Annotated in this window: 19 protein-coding genes; 13 read left to right on the top strand and 6 right to left on the bottom strand. The window is 69.1% G+C overall.

The window, feature by feature from the left end; translation table 11 throughout:
• Window positions 1-109 precede the first annotated feature (109 nt).
• Window positions 110-1,567: a glycine betaine/L-proline transporter ProP gene (proP, locus tag ABZU99_RS08685; RefSeq protein ID WP_355944597.1), complete on the bottom strand. Its 1,458-nt coding sequence runs from the start codon at window positions 1,565-1,567 to the stop codon at window positions 110-112.
• Between the two features lie 150 nt (window positions 1,568-1,717).
• Here proP and ABZU99_RS08690 point away from each other — a divergent pair, with 150 nt between their 5' ends.
• From ABZU99_RS08690 to ABZU99_RS08700, 3 genes are read left to right on the top strand one after another with little or no spacing between them, the layout of a single operon-like run.
• Window positions 1,718-2,581: an isocitrate lyase/PEP mutase family protein gene (locus ABZU99_RS08690; RefSeq protein ID WP_356044577.1), complete on the top strand. Its 864-nt coding sequence runs from the start codon at window positions 1,718-1,720 to the stop codon at window positions 2,579-2,581.
• 17 nt (window positions 2,582-2,598) lie between these two features.
• Window positions 2,599-2,973 carry a hypothetical protein gene (locus ABZU99_RS08695; protein ID WP_355944601.1) on the top strand — a complete coding sequence of 125 codons (375 nt, stop codon included), beginning with the start codon at window positions 2,599-2,601 and terminating at the stop codon, window positions 2,971-2,973.
• The gene (locus ABZU99_RS08700) at window positions 2,966-3,358 is read left to right on the top strand and encodes a hypothetical protein (RefSeq protein WP_355944603.1); all 393 of its coding nucleotides are present in this window, start codon (window positions 2,966-2,968) and stop codon (window positions 3,356-3,358) included. Before ABZU99_RS08695 ends, ABZU99_RS08700 begins: the two co-directional genes overlap by 8 nt.
• Here the strand turns inward: ABZU99_RS08700 and ABZU99_RS08705 are convergent.
• The 3 genes from ABZU99_RS08705 to ABZU99_RS08715 are packed head-to-tail and all read right to left on the bottom strand — an operon-like array spanning window position 3,263 to window position 8,029.
• On the bottom strand, window positions 3,263-4,369 hold the full coding sequence (locus ABZU99_RS08705) for a PP2C family protein-serine/threonine phosphatase (RefSeq protein ID WP_355944605.1): 1,107 nt from the start codon (window positions 4,367-4,369) through the stop codon (window positions 3,263-3,265). The genes ABZU99_RS08700 and ABZU99_RS08705 overlap by 96 nt on opposite strands.
• 39 nt (window positions 4,370-4,408) lie before the next feature.
• Window positions 4,409-5,821: an amino acid permease gene (locus ABZU99_RS08710; protein WP_356044581.1), complete on the bottom strand. Its 1,413-nt coding sequence runs from the start codon at window positions 5,819-5,821 to the stop codon at window positions 4,409-4,411.
• Between the two features lie 36 nt (window positions 5,822-5,857).
• Entirely contained in the window at window positions 5,858-8,029 is a 2,172-nt protein-coding gene (locus ABZU99_RS08715; protein ID WP_355944609.1) for a phage holin family protein, read from the bottom strand.
• 286 nt (window positions 8,030-8,315) lie between these two features.
• On the opposite strand from ABZU99_RS08715, the gene ABZU99_RS08720 reads away from it, so the two are divergent.
• The 3 genes from ABZU99_RS08720 (at window position 8,316) to ABZU99_RS08730 (ending at window position 11,095) form a co-directional block, all read left to right on the top strand.
• Window positions 8,316-9,347, top strand: coding sequence for an NAD(P)-dependent alcohol dehydrogenase (locus tag ABZU99_RS08720; protein ID WP_356044584.1), 1,032 nt, complete (start codon window positions 8,316-8,318; stop codon window positions 9,345-9,347).
• 33 nt (window positions 9,348-9,380) lie between these two features.
• A complete protein-coding gene (locus ABZU99_RS08725; RefSeq protein WP_355944613.1) occupies window positions 9,381-10,172 on the top strand; it encodes an aquaporin in 792 nt (263 codons plus the stop codon).
• 116 nt (window positions 10,173-10,288) lie between these two features.
• A complete protein-coding gene (locus ABZU99_RS08730; RefSeq protein WP_355944615.1) occupies window positions 10,289-11,095 on the top strand; it encodes an IclR family transcriptional regulator in 807 nt (268 codons plus the stop codon).
• A gap of 162 nt (window positions 11,096-11,257) precedes the next feature.
• On the opposite strand, the gene ABZU99_RS08735 is transcribed toward ABZU99_RS08730, so the two are convergent.
• A complete protein-coding gene (locus ABZU99_RS08735; RefSeq protein ID WP_356044588.1) occupies window positions 11,258-11,692 on the bottom strand; it encodes a nuclear transport factor 2 family protein in 435 nt (144 codons plus the stop codon).
• Between the two features lie 93 nt (window positions 11,693-11,785).
• Here ABZU99_RS08735 and ABZU99_RS08740 point away from each other — a divergent pair, with 93 nt between their 5' ends.
• The 4 genes from ABZU99_RS08740 to ABZU99_RS08755 all read left to right on the top strand — a co-directional run bounded on the left by ABZU99_RS08740 (window position 11,786) and on the right by ABZU99_RS08755 (window position 14,792).
• Window positions 11,786-12,355, top strand: coding sequence for a PadR family transcriptional regulator (locus ABZU99_RS08740; protein ID WP_356044591.1), 570 nt, complete (start codon window positions 11,786-11,788; stop codon window positions 12,353-12,355).
• Window positions 12,342-13,145: an SGNH/GDSL hydrolase family protein gene (locus tag ABZU99_RS08745; protein WP_356044593.1), complete on the top strand. Its 804-nt coding sequence runs from the start codon at window positions 12,342-12,344 to the stop codon at window positions 13,143-13,145. The genes ABZU99_RS08740 and ABZU99_RS08745 overlap by 14 nt, the downstream gene beginning before the upstream one ends.
• 46 nt (window positions 13,146-13,191) lie before the next feature.
• The gene (locus tag ABZU99_RS08750; protein ID WP_356044596.1) at window positions 13,192-13,953 is read left to right on the top strand and encodes a methyltransferase domain-containing protein; all 762 of its coding nucleotides are present in this window, start codon (window positions 13,192-13,194) and stop codon (window positions 13,951-13,953) included.
• A 401-nt stretch (window positions 13,954-14,354) separates the two neighbouring features.
• A complete protein-coding gene (locus ABZU99_RS08755) occupies window positions 14,355-14,792 on the top strand; it encodes a VOC family protein (RefSeq protein WP_355944624.1) in 438 nt (145 codons plus the stop codon).
• A gap of 279 nt (window positions 14,793-15,071) precedes the next feature.
• Here the strand turns inward: ABZU99_RS08755 and ABZU99_RS08760 are convergent, their stop codons facing one another.
• The gene (locus ABZU99_RS08760) at window positions 15,072-15,443 is read right to left on the bottom strand and encodes an ATP-binding protein (protein ID WP_356044599.1); all 372 of its coding nucleotides are present in this window, start codon (window positions 15,441-15,443) and stop codon (window positions 15,072-15,074) included.
• A gap of 162 nt (window positions 15,444-15,605) precedes the next feature.
• On the opposite strand from ABZU99_RS08760, the gene ABZU99_RS08765 reads away from it, so the two are divergent.
• From ABZU99_RS08765 to ABZU99_RS08775, 3 genes are all read left to right on the top strand, one after another.
• Complete coding sequence (locus ABZU99_RS08765) at window positions 15,606-16,427, top strand: helix-turn-helix transcriptional regulator (protein ID WP_356044602.1); 822 nt, start codon at window positions 15,606-15,608, stop codon at window positions 16,425-16,427.
• The gene (locus ABZU99_RS08770; RefSeq protein ID WP_355944630.1) at window positions 16,424-16,783 is read left to right on the top strand and encodes a DUF397 domain-containing protein; all 360 of its coding nucleotides are present in this window, start codon (window positions 16,424-16,426) and stop codon (window positions 16,781-16,783) included. The genes ABZU99_RS08765 and ABZU99_RS08770 overlap by 4 nt, the downstream gene beginning before the upstream one ends.
• Window positions 16,784-16,877: 94 nt before the next feature.
• A complete protein-coding gene (locus tag ABZU99_RS08775) occupies window positions 16,878-17,702 on the top strand; it encodes an SDR family NAD(P)-dependent oxidoreductase (RefSeq protein ID WP_356044605.1) in 825 nt (274 codons plus the stop codon).
• Window positions 17,703-17,987: the final 285 nt, after the last annotated feature.

Genomic DNA, 17,987 nt, shown 5'->3' on the forward strand with positions numbered 1-17,987 from the left:
AACAGGGGCTAAGCGGATGCGGTGAAGTTCGCCGCTGGTCCCTCGCCGTTCGGCCTGGCCGAGGGCTTGGACGCCGAGAAGGATCAGCACGTGACTTCGCCGTAACCGCTTAGGACCGCTGGGACTCCACCAGCTCGATGGCCTCTTCCTTGGTCGCGACGGCGGGCGGCGAGCCCTCCAGCGGCCGGCGGGCCGTCTCCTTCATCACCGCCGTCGCGATGATGCCGACGACCGCGGCGAGCATCGTGTAGTAGGCGGGCATCAGATCGTCCCCGGTGCCGCTGATCAGCCCCTCGGTCACCAGCGGCGTGGTGCCGCCGAAGAGCGAGACGGAGATGTTGAAGGCGATCGAGAGCGAGCCGTAGCGCACGTTCGTCGGGAAGAGCGCGGGCAGTGACGCGGACATCACGCTCACATACGGCAGCAGGCACAGCCCGAGGAGCAGCAGCCCGGCGAAGACCGCGACGACGCTGCCCTGCTTGATGAGCAGGAAGCTCGGCACCGCGAGCACCAGGAAGCCGACGGAGCCGGTCATGAGCAGTGGCTTGCGGCCGATCCGGTCGGAGAGCCGGCCGACGAAGGTGATGGCCGCCATGAGCACCAGCATCACGATGATGATCGAGACCAGGGCGTTGGTGCTGCTGTAGTGGAGGCTTTCCGAGAGATAGGTCGGCATGTAGGACAGCAGCATGTAGTCGGTGATGTTGTACGCGGCGACCAGCGCCATGCACAGCACCATCGCGCGCCACTGCGTCCGGAACACCTGCCAGAACGGCAGGCTCTCGCGCTCGGCCGCCGGGGTGGAGCCCTCGTCCTCCAGCTTCTGGAAGGCGGGCGTGTCATCGAGCTTCAGCCGCAGATACAGACCGACCAGCCCGATGGGGGCGGCGACCAGGAACGGAATACGCCATCCCCAGGAATCCATCGAGGAATCGGCGAGCGTCACGGTGAGGATCGTGACCAGTCCGGCGGCCGACGTGTAGCCGATGAGCGTGCCGAATTCGAGGAAGCTGCCGAAGTAGCCACGACGCTTGTCGGGCGCGTATTCGGCGATGAAGGTTGAGGCGCCCCCGTACTCACCACCGGTCGAGAAGCCCTGACACATACGGCACAGGATGAGCAGCGCCGGCGACCAGAAGCCGATGGTGGCGTAGGAGGGTATGAGACCGATGGCGAGGGTGCTGGACGCCATCATGATCATGGTGAAGGACAGCACCTTCTTGCGGCCGATCCGGTCACCGAGCGGCCCGAAGAACATGCCTCCCAGCGGACGTACGAGAAAGGCCACCGCGAAGGTGGCGAGGGAGGAGAGGACTTGGGCCGTGTCATTTCCGGACGGAAAGAAGACTTTGCCGATGGTGACCGCGAGATAGCTGTAGATCCCGAAGTCGAACCATTCCATGGCATTTCCCAGCGCAGCGGCCTTCACCGCTTTCCGTACGGTCTTCTCCTCGGTGACCGTGATATCGCTCCGGCGCAGCGGCGGGTTCTTGCGCCGCTTGATGGCTCGCCTCAGCAGGGGATGGCGGGAGCCGGCGGGGGCGTCTGGGTCGGTCTGGACAGGCACAAGCAACTCTTTTCACTGGACAGGCTCATTGCGCATACCCAGCGACCGGTTCGGCATGCCATCCCGTCTGTCATCCGTCCGCCCCCACGGGCAGGCCACCTTCAAGCCGCGTTCCACCACCGGGCGAGCCGCTCCAGGCATCTTCGGAGCATGTGCTACGGCAATGCCCTGCGAGAGGCGATCACATCGCCTCGCACGACACCTCTCATCGGCATCTACGACATGTACTCGGCATCTCTTGCCGCCCAGCATTACAACGGATTCTTCGTCTCCGGATTCGGGTTCGCCGCCTCGTATTACGGCCTGCCCGACATCGGTTTCATCGCCTGGCCGGACATGCTCGCATTTGTCGACCGGCTGCGGCTGGCCTTCCCCGAGCACCATCTGCTCGTGGACATCGACGACGGCTATGTGGACCCCGAGGTCGCCTGCCATGTGGTGCAGCGGCTGGAGCGCACCGGGGCCTCCGGGGTGATCCTGGAGGACCAGAAGCGGCCGCGCCGCTGCGGCCACGCGGACGGCAAGCTGATTCTGCCGCTCGACGAGTATCTGGCCAAGCTCGACCTGGTGCTGAGTAGCAGAAAGGACCTGGTGGTGGTGGCGCGCACCGATGCCACCGAGGAGGCCGAGATCATGCGGCGCGCGGCCGCCCTCGCGAAGACGGACGCGGATGTCGTCCTCGTCGACGGGGTGCGGAACGTGGAGTGGATCCGCAGGATCCGTTCGGTGGTCGGCGACAAGCCCCTGCTGTTCAACCAGATCGCGGGCGGGAAGTCGCCGCGGCTCTCGCTGTCCGAGCTCTCGGATCTGGGGGTGGATGTCGCGATTTACAGCACTCCCTGCCTTTTCGCCGCCCATGGCGCGATCGACAGCGCGCTGATCGATCTGAAATTGGCGGACGGGCGGCTGCCGGACCCCCGGGCATCCGGCTCCGTCGGAGTCAAGGGCGCCACGGAGCTCCTGGAAAGGAACATCAGCAGATACCGCGGCGATCGCCACCCCGCCTCGGTGTGAAAGGAAGTCCTCCTACCGTGTTCACGACGATTTTCCGGGCGGGGGCCGTCATCGCGGCCACGGCGAGCGCGCTGTACGGGGGTGGTCATGTCGCCCAAGCCACCACCGGGTTCAGGGCGGCTCCGCCCGCGGACATCCAGGACGACGAGCCGGATCACCCACCGCCCGGCTGCGGATCGCACAACGGCCTGGTGGTGATCGACAACTCCCACGCCGATTCCTGGCTCGAGGTCGACCGCACCCTGAACACGCTGATCGCGAGCAAGGGCACGGCCGGCAGCGACCACGACGGGGGCGGGGGCGCCATCGACGTCCGGACCGGCGACATCTCCGGCTCCGATCCGGTGCCGCGGATCGGCCATCCACCGTGGCAAGGCGAAAGTGGTGATTGATGTGCGGCGGGTGCCCCGGCCCCGGTCCTGGCCGGGCCGGCTCGGGAGGGCGGTCGACCCCTATGTCGCCGCCCTCCTCGGCACGGTGGTGCTCGCCGCGCTGCTGCCCGCGAGCGGCGCGACGGCCACCGCCGTCGGCGTCGCGGCGAACATCGCCATCGGGCTGCGCGGTGATCGCGGCCCGCTGGTCCCGCCGGGCTCCGCGGGCCGCTCCGACGCCCGGACCGCTCGCCCAGGTGCCCGAGGCGACGAGCTGACCGCCGTCACGTCAGGGCTGGGCACCGGCGCATCAGGGGCAGCGGGCGATGACGACGATGGCCGCGTCGTCGTTCAGGGTCCCGCCCACGTACTGGAGCAGGTCGTCGCGGAGATACCGGGCCAGTGACTCCGGGCTGCCCCCCTCCCAGGCCGAGATCCGCTCGACCAGCGGATAGAACGTGCCCAGGGCGTCCCGGGCCTCGACGACCCCATCGGTGTAGAGCACCAGAAGATCGCGGTCCTCGAACGCGAACGTCTCGACCTTGAAAACCTCCTCCGACGCCTCGACCAGTCCCAGGGGCGGCGCGGGCTCGCCGACCTCCACCATCCCGACCTTGCCGTCGCGCAGCAGCAGTGGCGGGGGGTGACCGCAGTCCACCATCCCGACGGTGGGGCTGTCGTCGGGGACGTCCAGCAGCAGAGCGGTCACGAACGACTCCTGGGCGTCCCCGGCGCGCTCGGCGGCGTGTGCCCAGCTCCAGCGCATGGCATTGCCCAGGTGAGCGGCCATGGCGGGCAGCGAGAGCGGCCGGTAGGCGGATCCCCGGAAGGCCCCGATCAGCAGGGAGGCGTCCCCGACGGCGGCCAGCCCCTTGCCGCGTACGTCGCCGACGACGAAGCGGGTCCCTTCTTCCGTGCGTACGGCCGCGTACAGATCGCCGCCGATCTGGGCCTCCTCCTCGGCGGAGAGGTATACGGACGCGATGCGCAGCGGCCCGAGCCGGGTGGGCAGTGGCCGCAGCAGCACCTCCTGCGCCACCACGGCCACCGACCGCACCCGGAGCAGCCGGCGCTCATGCCGGTCGGCCACATAGCGAAAGAGCGTCAGCAGCGCCGAGATGACGAGGAGGGCGGCGATCTGTGCCTGGTGGTTCGCGGTCATCAGGCCACCGTGGAGATGGCCGATGACGGTCTGGGCCACCACGGCGAGAGCCCCGATCGCGCCGGTGAGGGCGGGACCGGCGAACGAGGCGGTGACCGCCGGTGCCGCGACCAGGAAGGGGCCCAGGTGGATCGTCTCGGGCGTCTGTATGTCGACCAGGACGACCGCCAGGATGATCCCGAGCGGGAGGGCCAGCAGCAACCGGCTCGACCGCCGTGACACAGCGATACGGGTGGGCACGTGCCGATCGCGCATACATCATGCTTACACCCGTGAGGACCCCCGTGCCGGGCGTCAGGACAGCTGTCGGGCACGCTCCAGGGCCACGGCGTCCGCGACGGCCGTGCCGTCGTCGGCGGTCGTGTCACCCGCGCCGTTCGCGCCGTCCACGGCTGCCGCCCGGCGCCGCGCCGCCATCCACACATAGACGAGCACACCGGCGAACAGGAACAGCACTCCCTGGTACACCGCCGCGTATCCGGCCCCCGCGACCAGCCAGAACGAGAAGCCGAAACCCGCGAGCGCCAGCGTCAGGTCCCGGACGAAGCGCCCCGTCCGCACCTCCTCGCGCCGCCCCGACAGCAGGAAGTACAGCTGCGCGGCGGCCGCCAGCAGATACGGGACCGTCGCCGAGAAGGTGGTGATCAGGACGAGGATCTCGAAGAGCCCGGTCGATCCCGAGGTGTAGTTGACCACGGTCAGGAGGGACGCCAGGACCACGCCGACCAGGACGCCGACGGTCGGCACCCCGCGCCGCTTCCTGGCGAAGGCCGCCGGGAAGAGCCCGTCGCGCGCCGCCGCGTACGGCGCCTGGGCGCTCATCAGGGTCCAGCCGTTGAGCGCGCCGACGATCGACACCACGGCGGCCAGCGCGATCAGCGTCCCGCCCCAGTGACCGCCGAACATGGCGTTGACCGCGTCCGAGAAGGGGGCGGTGGAGTTGACCAGGTCCTTGTGGGCGACCGTGCCGAACACCGACACCGTGCCCAGCAGATAGACCACGGCGGCACCGACCGTGCCGAGCACGCTGGCCCGCCCCACATTGCGCTCCGGGTCCCGTACCTCGCCCGCGCTCACCGATGCCGACTCCACGCCGACGTAGCTGTAGAGCAGGATCGCGGCCGCCGCCGACAGGCCGCCGAGCGGGCTGCCCCCGGTCTCGTTGAACGAGCCGAGGTTGCCCGGATCGAAGAAGAAGAGCCCGACGACGGCGACGAAAAGCAGCGGGACGAACTTCAGCACCGTGGAGGTCATCTGCACCGCGCCCACCCAGCGCGTGCCCGCCAGGTTGGCGAGCGCCGGCAGCCACAGCGCGAGCAGCGCCACGGCCAGGTTGACGCCCTTGGTGTCATGCCCGGGGACCAGCACATGCACATACCCGACCACCGCGACCGCCAGCGCCGCGTTGCTGACCCAGGTCATCGTCCAGTACGACCAGGCCGACAGGAACCCGGCGAAGTCGCCGAACGCCGCGCGCGCATGGACATACGGTCCGCCCGTGCGCGGGTCACGCCGGGTCAGCCGCCCGAAGACGAGCGCGAGCGCGATGGCGCCGATGGTGAGAACGACGAAGGCGAGCAGGCTGAGCGTGCCGAAGGGGGCGACGGAGGCCGGCAGCAGAAAAATCCCGCCGCCGATGATGTTGCCCATGACAAGCGCGGTCGCCGTGGGCAGGCCGAAACGGCGGGTGTGGTGCTGGTCGTGCATATATACATGGTCCCGGAAGATGTACCATGCACCAAATCACCGCGTTTCGTTCGGTACGGCCGCCCTGACCACGGGAAATGGTGCGGTGGTAGGGCTGTGCGGCCGCGATTCCTCCGCCGGAAGGGCGAGGGGGCCGACCGGCCCGCCGGACGACTCGCGGTCGCCCTCGCCGGGCACCCGCGGCCCGTTCGCCTCCTCCAGCCACCGCCGCAGCACCGTGTGCACCCGCTCCGCCCCGACCAGCTCCTCCCCTGCCGCCACCGGCGCGGTCACCTCCCGGGGCCACAGCACAAACGGATGCCCCTGCTCCCCGCCGAGGCCGCCGTGCGAGCCGATCTGCCCCTCGAAGGCGTGCACCTCGCCGGTCACCGGGTCATAGGCGGAGTTGACCATGATGTCGGCGGTGTTCCGGAAGTGCGCCGTCCGCCGTACGGCGGTCTCGGCACCGGGCCCGAAGGCCGCGAGCGGGCTCGCGCCGATCACCCGGCCCGTGTCCAGATGGTGCTCCCGGCCGCGCGAGCCCAGCACCACCGCGCCGTGTTCCTCGGACCGTACGAGCAGGAAGCCCACCCCCGGGTGATCGGCCAGCGTCCGCAGCAGCGCGGGATGGGCCGTCTCGATCGCCTCGCGGCTCATCCGCCCCGGCACATCGGGGAAGGAGACCAGGCCCAGATTGCCGGACGCCAGCACGATCGGCTCGGACGGCTCGCGCCCGTCCCCGTCCTTCTCCGGCCGGTGCAAGGCGGCCCGCGCCGCCTCGCGCGCCTCCGCCCCACTCGGCGTACTCCCGGCCCGCCGCGACACCGGCAGTCCGCATCCGGCCCGGACCAGGTCCTCCAGCGTGAGCCCGTACGCCCCCGCGAAGGTCTCGCCGGGACTCTGTCCGTGGTCGGACAGCAGCACGATCCGGTAGTCGCGCGGGGCGTGCTCGGCGACCTTGGCGATCAGCGCGATCGACCGGTCGAGCCGGGTCAGCACCTGCTGGGCGTCGCGGCTGCGCGGCCCCGAGTGGTGGGCCACCTCGTCGTACGCCACCAGATCCGCGTAGATCGCGGTACGGCCGGAGAGGATGTCCCCGCTCACCGCCGCCACGACCACATCCCGCTCCACGACCGTCGCGAAGGCCCGGATGAACGGATAGAGCCCGCCGCGCCCCACCCGGGGCGTCTCCCGGCGCAGCTTGGCCCGCGTGGACTGGCCGACCTCCCGGCACACCTCAGCCAGGAACGACACGGCGGTACGGGTCGCGTTGGCGGGGTCGGAGAAGTACGCGAAGTAGCCACTGCGGGAACGATTGTGCTTACCGCGCCGCGCCGCCACCGACAGCACCAGCGCGAGCTGGTCCGCGCCCCCGGTGAACAGATTCCCCCGGCTCGCCCCGTCCACGGTGAGCAGCCCCTCGTGCCCGGCGCGGGCGGCAGCGCGGCGCTGCAGTACGGCGGCGCCGGACGGCCGGTTGCTCACCATCACCTCCCGGGTCTTCTTCTCGTACCAGCGGAAGGCCGGCACATCCTCGTTCGACCCGTGCAGAATGCCGAGTTGGCTGGCGCCGGTCTGGCTGGACCAGTCGGTGCGCCAGGGCATCACCCGATGCGTGCTGCCGACCCACCCCGAGACGGTGGGCATCACCGGCGGCTTGTTCTCCGGCTCCCGCAGCGCCTCCCGCAACACCGCGTGCCCCACCCCGTCGAGCTGCAGGAACACCGTCCCCGGCGGCTGTTCCCGCCCCCCGTCCTCCCCCAGCCGCCGGCGCCGCCGGTCCGCGAGCCGCGCCAGCCGCCGCCGGTACGCCTCGTCGTCCCGCACCGTCAAAAACGTGCTCGTCGCCGACGACGCGGCCGACATCACGGCCGCCACCACGACGGCCGTCTCCGGCTCCACCGAGCCCCGTCCGACCGGGATCAGGCTGATGGCGATCAGCAGCATCGAGCCGTTCAGCACGAAGACCAGCAGCCCGAGCACCAGCGCGGGCAGCAACAGCATCGCCCGTACGAGCAGCGGCCACACCAGCGCGCTCAGCAGCCCGAACGCCCCCGCCCCACACGCCGCCGCGATCGCGATCCGCGTCGCGCTGTCGCCGGTCCCGGCCTTCAGCTGGAAGTCCGGAAGGGCCCCCGCGAGGGCGAGCATGGTGAGCGTGGACACCGCCCACACCGCCGTCACCCGCAGCAGGGCTCCCCCCGCCCTCTTCCACCGAGGCTTCTGCACGCCGGGTCCTCACTTCCCCTCCCCGTCCGCGCCGCGCGCACGGACCGGCCCCAGCGTCGCACAGCCGAACCGCGCCCCGGCGGGCGACAGGTTACGGGGATCGGTCCATTCCGCTTACGGCTCCGCTCCGTTGGGGGTGTGACGTCGAACCGGTCGGCTACGGGCCGTTTGTCGGGTTTTTCACCAGGTGGAATCTTCCCGCCGCCCTCCCGTTGACCACACGGATACCGTCCCATGACTATCTCCTCACAAGCTCCGGTGATGACATCAGGAAAGCGGTGCAGAAATGAAGGCAGTACGTTTGCGGCAATACCACGAGCGGCCGGTAGTGGAAGAGGTGCCGGAGCCCCGGATCACCTCTGCACAGGACGTCATCGTGGAAATCGGTGGCGCCGGGCTGTGCCGGACCGACCTCCATGTCGTCGAGGGCCAGTGGCAACAGAAGTCCGGGGTGAAGCTGCCCTATACGCTGGGGCACGAAAACGCCGGATGGGTAAGAGAAATCGGGCCCGGAGTTTCCCATCTGACGGTCGGCGATCCCGTGATCCTCCACCCGCTGATGACGTGCGGACTGTGCCGCCCATGCCGGTCCGGTGATGATGTGCACTGTACGGCCGGCGCCTTTCCCGGTATCGACTGCGACGGTGGCATGGCCGAGCTGATGCTGACCAGCGCCCGCTCGTGCGTGAAGCTGGATCCCGGCCTGCAACCGGCCGACGTGGCCGCGCTGGCCGACGCCGGGCTCACCGCCTATCACGCGGTGCGGAAGGCCGTGTCCCTGCTCTATCCCGGCTCCTTCGTCGTCGTCATCGGCGCCGGGGGCCTTGGACACATCGGCGTCCAGTGCCTGGTGGCCCTCACCGCCGCCGAGATCATCGTGGTCGACACCTCCGAGGACGCACTGGCGCTCGCCCAGAGCCTGGGCGCGCACCACACCGTGGCGGCCACCGGCGATCCGGTGTCCGCGGTCCAGGAGATCACCGCCGGCCAGGGCGCACAGGTGGTCATCGATTTCGTGGGCGAGCGCGGCACCGAGTCGCAGGGGGTCGCCATGCTCCGCCGAGCGGGCTCCTATTTCGCTGTCGGGTACGGGGGACACGTGAACATCCCGACCATCGACGTCATTTCGGCGGAGATCAATGTGGTCGGCAACCTCGTCGGCACCTACAACGACCTCGATGAGCTGATGACACTCGCCGCCCAGGGAAAAGTGCGGCTCCATACGTCCACCTACCCCCTGGACGCGGTGAACGACGCGATGGACGACCTGGACCACGGCCGGCTGCGGGGCCGGGGAATTCTCATCCCGGGCGCATAGCCGAACCCGCCGCCACAAAGGAGTGGAGAAATAATGGCTGTGACCGCCGGCGAGACCACGACAGAGAAGACGGACGAGACAGGAGAAACGGAAACGACGGCAGCGGGGAACACTCTTCCGCAACGGCTGCTCGCAGAACTCCTCGGCACGGCGTTTCTCGTCTTCCTCGGGGTGGGTTCGATCCCCGCGACGCTCATGCTGCAGAAGGCTGGGAAAACCTCTTTCACCATGGCCGACCTAGGCGTCATCGCCTTCGCTTTCGCCCTGGTGGTGGTGGCCGCCGTCTTCGCGATCGGGCACATCTCGGGCTGCCACATCAATCCAGCCGTCACCCTCGCCATGGTCTCGACCGGCGCCATGAGCCGACGTGAGGCCCTGGGATACATCCTGGCCCAGTGCGCGGGAGCGGTCCTCGGCGCGGGAGCCATCGTCGGCGCGCTGGGGACACGCGCGGTGCACCTGGGTCTGGGAGTCGCCTCCTTCGCCTCCCCGACCACCGGTGGCCAGGCGTTCTTCGCCGAGGCGCTGGGCACCTGCATCCTGGTCTTCGTCGTCTACGGGGCCATCGACCAGCGGTCCGCGGGCAGCGTCGCGGGACTGCCCATCGGTTTCGCGGTCTTCGCGATCGCGGTTGCCGTGGGCCCGGTCACCGGGGCGGCGCTCAACCCCGCACGGGCCCTGGGCCCGGCGCTGATGTCCGCGCTGTGCGGAAACGCTCCGGACTGGTCCCAGCTGCCCGTCTACCTCGGCGCCGAGGTCGTGGGCGGCCTGCTGGCCGCTCAGCTCTACCGGACGGTGAGCAGGGTCCGTACGCTCGCGGCATGACGGTCCTGCCGGGCACGCCGGCGGTCGCCCTGGGCCAGCGGTCCAGGGCGGCTCAAGGCGCGGGCAGTGGGGCGGCAGACCCTCCCCGGGACCACAGAAAAGGCAGGACACGCATCATGTGGGACAACGAGACGTACGCGGCCGACACCTCTGACCTGCTCGGATCGGTGCGGCGTGCACTGGCGGTGCTGGAGGCGGTGGCGGCGGGCGGCGACGGCATCACCGCCAAGGCCGTCGCGCGCCGCGCCGGCATCACCCTCCCCACGACGTACCGTCTGCTCAACACCCTCGTGCACGACGGCTACCTGGTGCGGCTCAACCACTCCCGCGGCTACGGCCTGGGGTACAAGCTCACCGGGCTGCACCACCGACTGTGCCAGCAGCTGGAGGTGACCCCCGGCGTCTCGCGGGAGCTCCACCACATCCACCAGGAGTGCGCCGCCGCCGCGTACTACACCGTCTTCCGGGACGAGGAGATCGTCGTCGCCGAGGTGGTGGACTCACCGGCGGCGCGCAGGGCGGAACCGCTCGACATCGGTTTCCACCAGGCACCGCATGCCACAGCCTTCGGCAAGGTCATGCTCTCCTGTCTTCCGGTCGCCCGGCGGCGGGAGTATCTGCGCCAACGGGGACTGACCCGGCTCACCGCGTCCACCATCACCGCTCCGGATGTCCTGGACGGACATCTGGAGCGGGTACGCACCTTTGGCGTGGCCGTGGAGATCGGGGAGTTCCTGCCAGGGTTGTCCTGCGTGGCCGCACCCGTGTTCCACGCGAGCGGGCAGGTGGCGGGGGCCGTGGCCACCTCCGTCCCGGTGGAGACGTTCGCATCGCGGCGACACCAGCTCGAGGACGCCGTACGCCTCGGCGCCAGGCACGTCTCCGGCCTGCTCGCCCGCGGCGCGGGCCCGGGGAGCGGGTGAGCGGGGCGGAAAGCCGAGGCCCGGGTGCCTGCCCGCTGCCCCCGCTACACGGCCCAGGAGTCGGCCGGGTCGTCCAGCCACGCCCGGTGGCCCGCGTCGCTCACCGTGAGCCCGAAACGGGCGTGGTCCGGCCTGCCTCTGATCGGGTTCCTCGGCAGACAGTCATGAATCAGCCCCGACGGGCGGGGCGAGCCCGGCCTCGACCAGGCCGGCGAGGACTGCCTCGCCCAGCACCCGCACCGCGGACTGCGGGCGGACCATCACCGTGAACTCCTTGATCCTGCCCTCCGCGTCGAACTGCAGCAGGTCGATGCCGTGGATCTGCCTTCCGTTCACGGTGGCCCGGAACAGCAGGATCTCCGACGGGGCCTCGGTGCCGTCGGCGCTCGTCTGCGCCGTGCCGTCGAACTGCCCGATGTAGCGGAAATTCTCGAAGGTACGCAGCAGGACACCGAAGAGCCCGAGCACCATGGGCCTGCCCTCGAACGGGGTGAACTTCACCGGGCTGTAGAGACGGACGTCCTCGGTGAACAGATGGTCCAATGCCGCCAGGTCGTGGCTCTCGACGGCGGCGCGGAAGAGGTTCGCGGTCCCCACGGGCTTCTCCTCTGATAGTCATGAATCGGACTAGTCATTTTCTTGAGTATCATGCGCGAGGGTCCGGCGGATAGAGGGAGAGGAGGCAGTCCGATGGCATTGCGACATGCCGTACTGGCGGCACTGTTGGACGAGGAGCTGAGCGGCTACCAACTGGCCAAGACATTCGACCTGGGCGTGGCCAACTTCTGGCACGCGCTGCCTCAGCAGCTCTACGCCGAGCTGGCCAAGATGGAGGCGGTCGGGCTGGTCACCGGCCGGGAAGTGGTTCAGGACACCCGGCCCAACAAGCGGCTCTTCAAGGTCACCGAGGCCGGTCTGGACGAACTGAACCGGTTCGCGGCGGCCTCCACCAAACCCTCCTTCATCCGTGAGGACCTGCTCGTCAAGGTCTATGCCTCCGACAGCATCGACACCGAGGAGATCATCGCGCAGCTCACGGAGCGGGCCGCCTTCGCCGGAGCCAAGGCCGAACTCTTCGGGAAGATGCTGCGGAAGATGCGCGGCGACCGCGGCGAGGAGGACTTCCTGCGCCACGGCGAGCGGATCGGGCCCTATCTGACCTGCCTGGCGGGACGCGCCTTCGAACAGGACAACCGGGAATGGTGCGAGCGCACCGCGGCCATCCTGCGGGAGAGGCAGGCCGCTCATGCGCGGCGGTGAGTATCTGCGCTACGTAGCTCTGGGCGACAGCCAGACCGAGGGGCTCGGTGACGGCGACGACATCGTGGGTCTACGAGGCTGGGCCGACCGGCTCGCCGAGCAGCTCACCGTGCACAGCCCGGGCGTCCAGTACGCGAATCTCGCCGTGCGCGGGCGCCTCGTGGCACAGGTCCGCGCGGAACAGCTCCGCCCCGCCCTCGGCCTGAGCCCCGACCTGGCCACCGTCGTCGCCGGGGTCAACGACCTGCTGCGGCCCCGGTTCGACGCCGACGAGGTCGCCGGTCACCTTGAGGCCATGTTCGACGCGCTTACCGCTCAGGGCGCCCGCGTGGCCACCCTCACCTTCCCTGACCCCAGCCGGATGACCCCACTCGCCCGCCCCCTCAGCTCCCGCGTCACCGCCCTCAACCACCGCATCCGGGACGCCGCGCGCCGGCACGGAGTCGCCGTCGCGGAGACCTCCGTTCACGAGGTCGTCACCGATCCCCGCTTGTGGAGCCCGGACCGGCTCCACGCCGGCCCGCTCGGCCACGAACGGATCGCCGCCGCCGTCGCCCACGCCCTCCACCTACCCGGCAGCAGCACCTCCTGGACACACGCCCTGCCTCCCCCGGAAGCCCCTGCCCCCACCGGCTGGCGCACCATCACCACCGAACTGCGCTGGGCGGGCTCGTTCCTGGGCCCCTGGCTCGGCAGGCGGCTGCGGGGCCGCTCTTCCGGAGACGGCCGCACGGCCAAACGCCCGCTGCTCCTCCCCGTCCACGCGTTCCCCGACGAGCCGTCACCCTGAGGGAAGGAGGACACTCGCGAGGCGCCATACAGTCATACTGTCGATCGTGGCGACATACGACAGCATTGGCGCGACCTACGGTTCCACCCGGCGGCCGGATCCCCGGATCGCGACCAGGATCCATCAGGCACTGGGCGGTGCCGCCTCGGTGATCAACGTAGGAGCCGGCACCGGTTCCTACGAACCCCCGGAGACCGTACTGGCGGTGGAGCCCAGTTCCGTGATGATCGCCCAGCGTCCGGCCGGCTCCGCACCGGCCCTGCAGGCATATGCGGAGTCGATCCCTCTCGCTGACGACGCGGCCGACGCGGTGATGGCCCTCCTGACCGTGCACCACTGGAACGACCTCGAAGCCGGCATCGGGGAACTCCTCCGGATCGCCCGGCATCGGGTCGTCATCCTCACCTGGGACCCGACCTTCACCCGCACGTTCTGGCTGCTGGACGAATACCTGCCCGAGGCGGCCGAGTTCGACGACACACGGGCCGTCGCGGTCGACCACCTGGCAGCACTGCTGGGAGGCGCCCGCATCGAGACGGTCCCGGTCCCCCACGACTGCACCGACGGATTCGGCGCCGCCTTCTGGCGCCGACCCGAGGCCTATCTCGATCCGGGGGTACGGGCCGGCATGTCGATGCTCGCCCAGACCGGCGAAGAGGTCATCCGGCCCGGCTTGGCCCGTCTGGCCGACGATCTGTCGTCCGGCCTGTGGCACGAACGCCACGCCGACCTGCTCGACCGCGAATCGCTTGACGTCGGCTACCGGCTTCTCGTGGCCGACGGATCACGCCGCGACGTCCAGACGTAATCGTCGTGCGCGCGGCGCACGGTCCGTAGCGCGGCGGCACGAACGGTCCGCAGACCAACGGCTACCTGGTGCCCTCAGCCGTTCTTCCAGTCGCTGTCGCAGCCGGACCGCTCGGGGATCACTGAACGCTGTCACAAGTCGCAATGCCTGCCGTCTATGAAAACGCGCGCCTTCGATGCCGTCTTCGCCCAAGGGTGTCGCGATGCCGCGGTGCGAGCCGGCCGTCTTCGGCCCGGTCGCCTCCGACCCGACGGTCACCCGCCTGATCGACGTCCTTACCACCGGGCAAACACGTTCCGGACGCCGGTTGACAGGTCACGGTCGACCTCGACAGTGTCCTGGTACACGGCTGCGTCCTTGCCGGCAGTACCTGATCGGCCCAGCTCGGTAACATGCAACGCATGGCCATCAAACTTGAGAACGTCGGCATCGCCGTTCGCGACCTCGAAGCGACGATCTCCTTTTTCACCGACCTCGGCCTCACGGTCGTCGGCCGTGACACGGTCAGTGGTGAGTGGACCGACACTGCCGTCGGCCTTGATGGCAATCACGCCAACATTGCGATGCTCCAGACGCCGGACGGTCACGGTCGCCTTGAGCTCTTCGAGTACATCCACCCCGAAGCGATCGAGTCGAAGCCCACTCGTCCCAACGAGATTGGCATGCATCGCGTCGCCTTCTCAGTCGACGACATCGATAAAGCCCTTGAGACAGCCGCAAAGCACGGATGCCGTCCGCTTCGCGGTGTGGCGACCTATGAGGACGTCTACAAGCTCGCGTACGTCCGCGGTCCCAGCGGCATCATTGTGATGCTCGCCGAGGAGCTGAAAAAAAACTGACGGCCGATCGGGTCAATTAGCCTCGCGCCTACACGAGGCGAGCTGTCCGACTGGTGGTCAAGAAGGCAGAAAACGCCTGTGACCAGCGAGAATTAGGATTGCTGAGATCCTTGTTCCCGCCACTGTCGGAGGCACTTTCCAGGTGAAGAAGCGTATCGGGTCCTACCGCGTGTCCGCGTCGAGGGCGGCGGTCGCGGAGTGGTTTCGCAAGCCGGTGCGGTACTGCTGGTCGAGACGGTCCGCAAGACCGGTCTGGATGCCCCTCACTCAAGATCGAGGCTAGAGACGTAGGCGGGCCCAGACCGTTTTGCCGACGATGCGCTCCCGGATACCCCACGCCTCGGCGAGCGAGTCCACGATGGCCAGGCCCCGCCCGGATTCGTCGTCCGGGGTCGGGTCGGCGATGACGGGCCTGCCCTCGCGGGGGTCGGAGACCTCGACCCCGACCATTTTTTCTGCGTCATATGCGATACGCACCTCGAAGTAGCGCCCGGGGACCCGGCCGTGGTGAACGGCATTGGTCGCCAGCTCGGAGACGACCAGCAGCACGGCGATGGACGAGCCGGAATCGATTCCCCAGACCCGGAGGACAGCCTCGGCGGTGCGGCGGGCGTGAGGAACAGATGGGGGGACGGGCGTAAACCTCTGCATCCAGCCATGGAGAGCATTTACGTCGTGACTTTCCGCGTTCATGCTCCCACTGTCAGTGCAGGCCGCTAGCTTCACCAGTGACAGAGCGTCGACAGCGGCGACCGGCAAGTGGGGTCGCACACCTGTTGATTGGTGTTGAGCCGCGTTGAGGGGGTGGCTGGTGTGTCGCAGTCGAAGAAGAAGGACTCGGCGCCGCCGACCGTGCAGTACTTCGCCGCTGTGCTGCGGCTTCTGCGCGAACGGGCGGGGTTGACCCAGGAGGAGCTGGGCGCGCTGATGAACTACACGGGGTCGGCGGTGAGCGCGGTGGAGACGTGCGCGAAGCCACCGACCGATGAGTTCATCGATGCGGCCGAGAAGGCACTGGACGCGGGTGGGTTGTTACGGTCGGCGATCAAGTACCTGCGGCTTGAGCGTTATCCGGTGTACTTCCAGGGCTTCGTTCAGCTGGAGCAGGAGGCGCTGAGCGTGTCGTCGTACTGCGCTCTGGTCGTCGACGGGCTTCTGCAAACAGAGGAGTACACCCGTGCGCTGCTCAAGAGCAACTACCCGCCTTTCGAGCAGGAGGAGCTGGAACAACTGGTCGAGGCCCGTATGGACCGCAAGGCACTGTTCCATCGGAAGCCCATGGCGCTGATCCACACTGTCCTGGAAGAGTCTGCCTTGCGACGGCAGATTGGCGACAGGGAAGTCATGCACGCCCAGTACGAGCACCTCGTCCAGTGCGCCGGTCTGCCAAACGTGACGATCCAGGTCATGCCACTGCAGCGGGCCGAACACGCTGGCCTACGCGGCCCGATGAAGCTCATCGAAACCCCCGACGAGAGCCCCTTGGTCTACATGGAGAGCCACGACGAGAGCATCCTGGTCTCCAAGGCAGACAAGGTGGGCGCCCTAACGCGCCGCTATGCGATGATCCGCACGCAGGCCCTTGGGCCGGACGAATCCGTAAGCTTCATCAAGCAGCTGATGGGTGAGACATGACCGACCAACTGGTGTGGTTCAAAAGCAGTTACAGCGACTCAGGCGGCGGTGATTGTGTCGAGGTCGCCTACGACTGGCGCAAGTCAAACTACAGCGATTCCAGTGGTGGCGAATGCGTAGAGGTCGCTTACGACTGGCGCAAGTCCAACCACAGCGACTCCAGCGGCGGCCAGTGCGTAGAAGTCGCGGCCAACTGGCATAAGTCAAGCCACAGCGATTCCACCGGCGGCGACTGCGTCGAGGTCGCACCCACCCCCGCCGCCGTGCACGTTCGGGACTCCAAGAACCCGACCGGCCCCAACCTCTGCATATCCTCCCCCGCCTGGTCGGCCTTCCTCGCCTTCGCGACCCGCTGACCGGCCACACCGGCCAGGACCCATCCTGGTGGTGGCGACACCAGCCTCAGCACGCTCTCCCCTGCGGCCGCGCCGCGCTGACAAGGTGGTCGGCATGAACCGACGCACCATCTTGATCACCGGCGCGACCCAGGGCCTGGGTCGCGGGATCGCACGCGACCTGGCCACACGGGGCGAGACCGTTCTGCTCCACGGCCGCGACCGCGCCCGCCTTGAGCGCGTCGCGGCCGAGGTACGGGCCGCCGCACCGGAGGCGACCGTCCGCACGTATCTCGGCGACCTGGCCGACCTCGACCAGGTGCACGCGATGGCCGCCGAGATCCGGGCGGCCGAGCCCCGGCTCGACGGGCTGGTCAACAACGCGGTCGCGGGTGGCGGCGCCGAGCCGCTTCGGCGGGAGCTGAGTCGTCAGGGGCATGAGTTGCGGTTCGCCGTGAACCATCTGGCGCCCTATGCCCTCGCCCGGGATCTGCTGCCGCTGCTCACCGCCTCGGCCCCGGCCCGCGTGGTGAATGTGGCCTCCATAGGACAGGAGGCCATCGACTTCGACAACGTCATGCTGGAGCGGGATTACGAAGGGCTGCGCGCCTACTGCCGCAGCAAGCTCGCGATGATCATGGCGACCTTCGAGCTGGCCGCCGAACTCGACGGCACCGGTGTCACGGTGAACGCCCTCCATCCGGCCCATCTGATGGACACCGCGGGAGTGCGCGAGTACGGCCTGACCCCGGTCACCAGCGTCGACGAAGGCGTACGGCCGACCGTGCGGCTGCTCCTCGGCCCGGACCTCGCGTCCACCACGGGCCGCTACTTCGACCAGTTCACCGAGGCCCGGGCCCACGACCAGGCGTATGACGCCGATGCCCGGGAACGCCTGATGACGCTGACCCACGGCCTCATCGGTCAGGTCTCGCGCTAGCGGTCGAAGAACTCCAGCACCGCCGGCGCACCCCTGGGCGACGTAAGGATCTCCATGATGCGCACGGACTCCCGCGCGGCGGCGCCGCCGCGTTCGAACAGCGCGGACTCGTGGCGGCGGACGGTCGCCGCCGGGTCGCCGGGGGCATCGGCGAGCGCGAGGCGGGCGGACCCGGGAGTGGGCGCCGTCCGCGCCGACGATCAGGGCGTGGTCGGCGCTGGCGCCGTCGGCGAAGTGGAGCCGGTACCCGCCGCCTCCGGGCAGGGCGGTGGCGTGCTGGACGGC

Source organism: Streptomyces sp. NPDC005266 (genome assembly GCF_040607655.1).
Classification (GTDB): Bacteria; Actinomycetota; Actinomycetes; order Streptomycetales; family Streptomycetaceae; genus Streptomyces.

Coding starts and splice junctions, on each gene's coding strand:
- ABZU99_RS08705 (WP_355944605.1), bottom strand. CDS start 4,369: ATGCGCGATCGGCACGTGCCCACCCGTATCGCTGTGTCACGGCGGTCG.
- ABZU99_RS08725 (WP_355944613.1), top strand. CDS start 9,381: ATGGCTGTGACCGCCGGCGAGACCACGACAGAGAAGACGGACGAGACA.
- ABZU99_RS08775 (WP_356044605.1), top strand. CDS start 16,878: ATGAACCGACGCACCATCTTGATCACCGGCGCGACCCAGGGCCTGGGT.
- ABZU99_RS08710 (WP_356044581.1), bottom strand. CDS start 5,821: ATGCACGACCAGCACCACACCCGCCGTTTCGGCCTGCCCACGGCGACC.
- ABZU99_RS08690 (WP_356044577.1), top strand. CDS start 1,718: ATGTGCTACGGCAATGCCCTGCGAGAGGCGATCACATCGCCTCGCACG.
- ABZU99_RS08755 (WP_355944624.1), top strand. CDS start 14,355: ATGGCCATCAAACTTGAGAACGTCGGCATCGCCGTTCGCGACCTCGAA.
- ABZU99_RS08740 (WP_356044591.1), top strand. CDS start 11,786: ATGGCATTGCGACATGCCGTACTGGCGGCACTGTTGGACGAGGAGCTG.
- ABZU99_RS08770 (WP_355944630.1), top strand. CDS start 16,424: ATGACCGACCAACTGGTGTGGTTCAAAAGCAGTTACAGCGACTCAGGC.
- ABZU99_RS08730 (WP_355944615.1), top strand. CDS start 10,289: ATGTGGGACAACGAGACGTACGCGGCCGACACCTCTGACCTGCTCGGA.
- ABZU99_RS08720 (WP_356044584.1), top strand. CDS start 8,316: ATGAAGGCAGTACGTTTGCGGCAATACCACGAGCGGCCGGTAGTGGAA.
- ABZU99_RS08745 (WP_356044593.1), top strand. CDS start 12,342: ATGCGCGGCGGTGAGTATCTGCGCTACGTAGCTCTGGGCGACAGCCAG.
- ABZU99_RS08760 (WP_356044599.1), bottom strand. CDS start 15,443: ATGCAGAGGTTTACGCCCGTCCCCCCATCTGTTCCTCACGCCCGCCGC.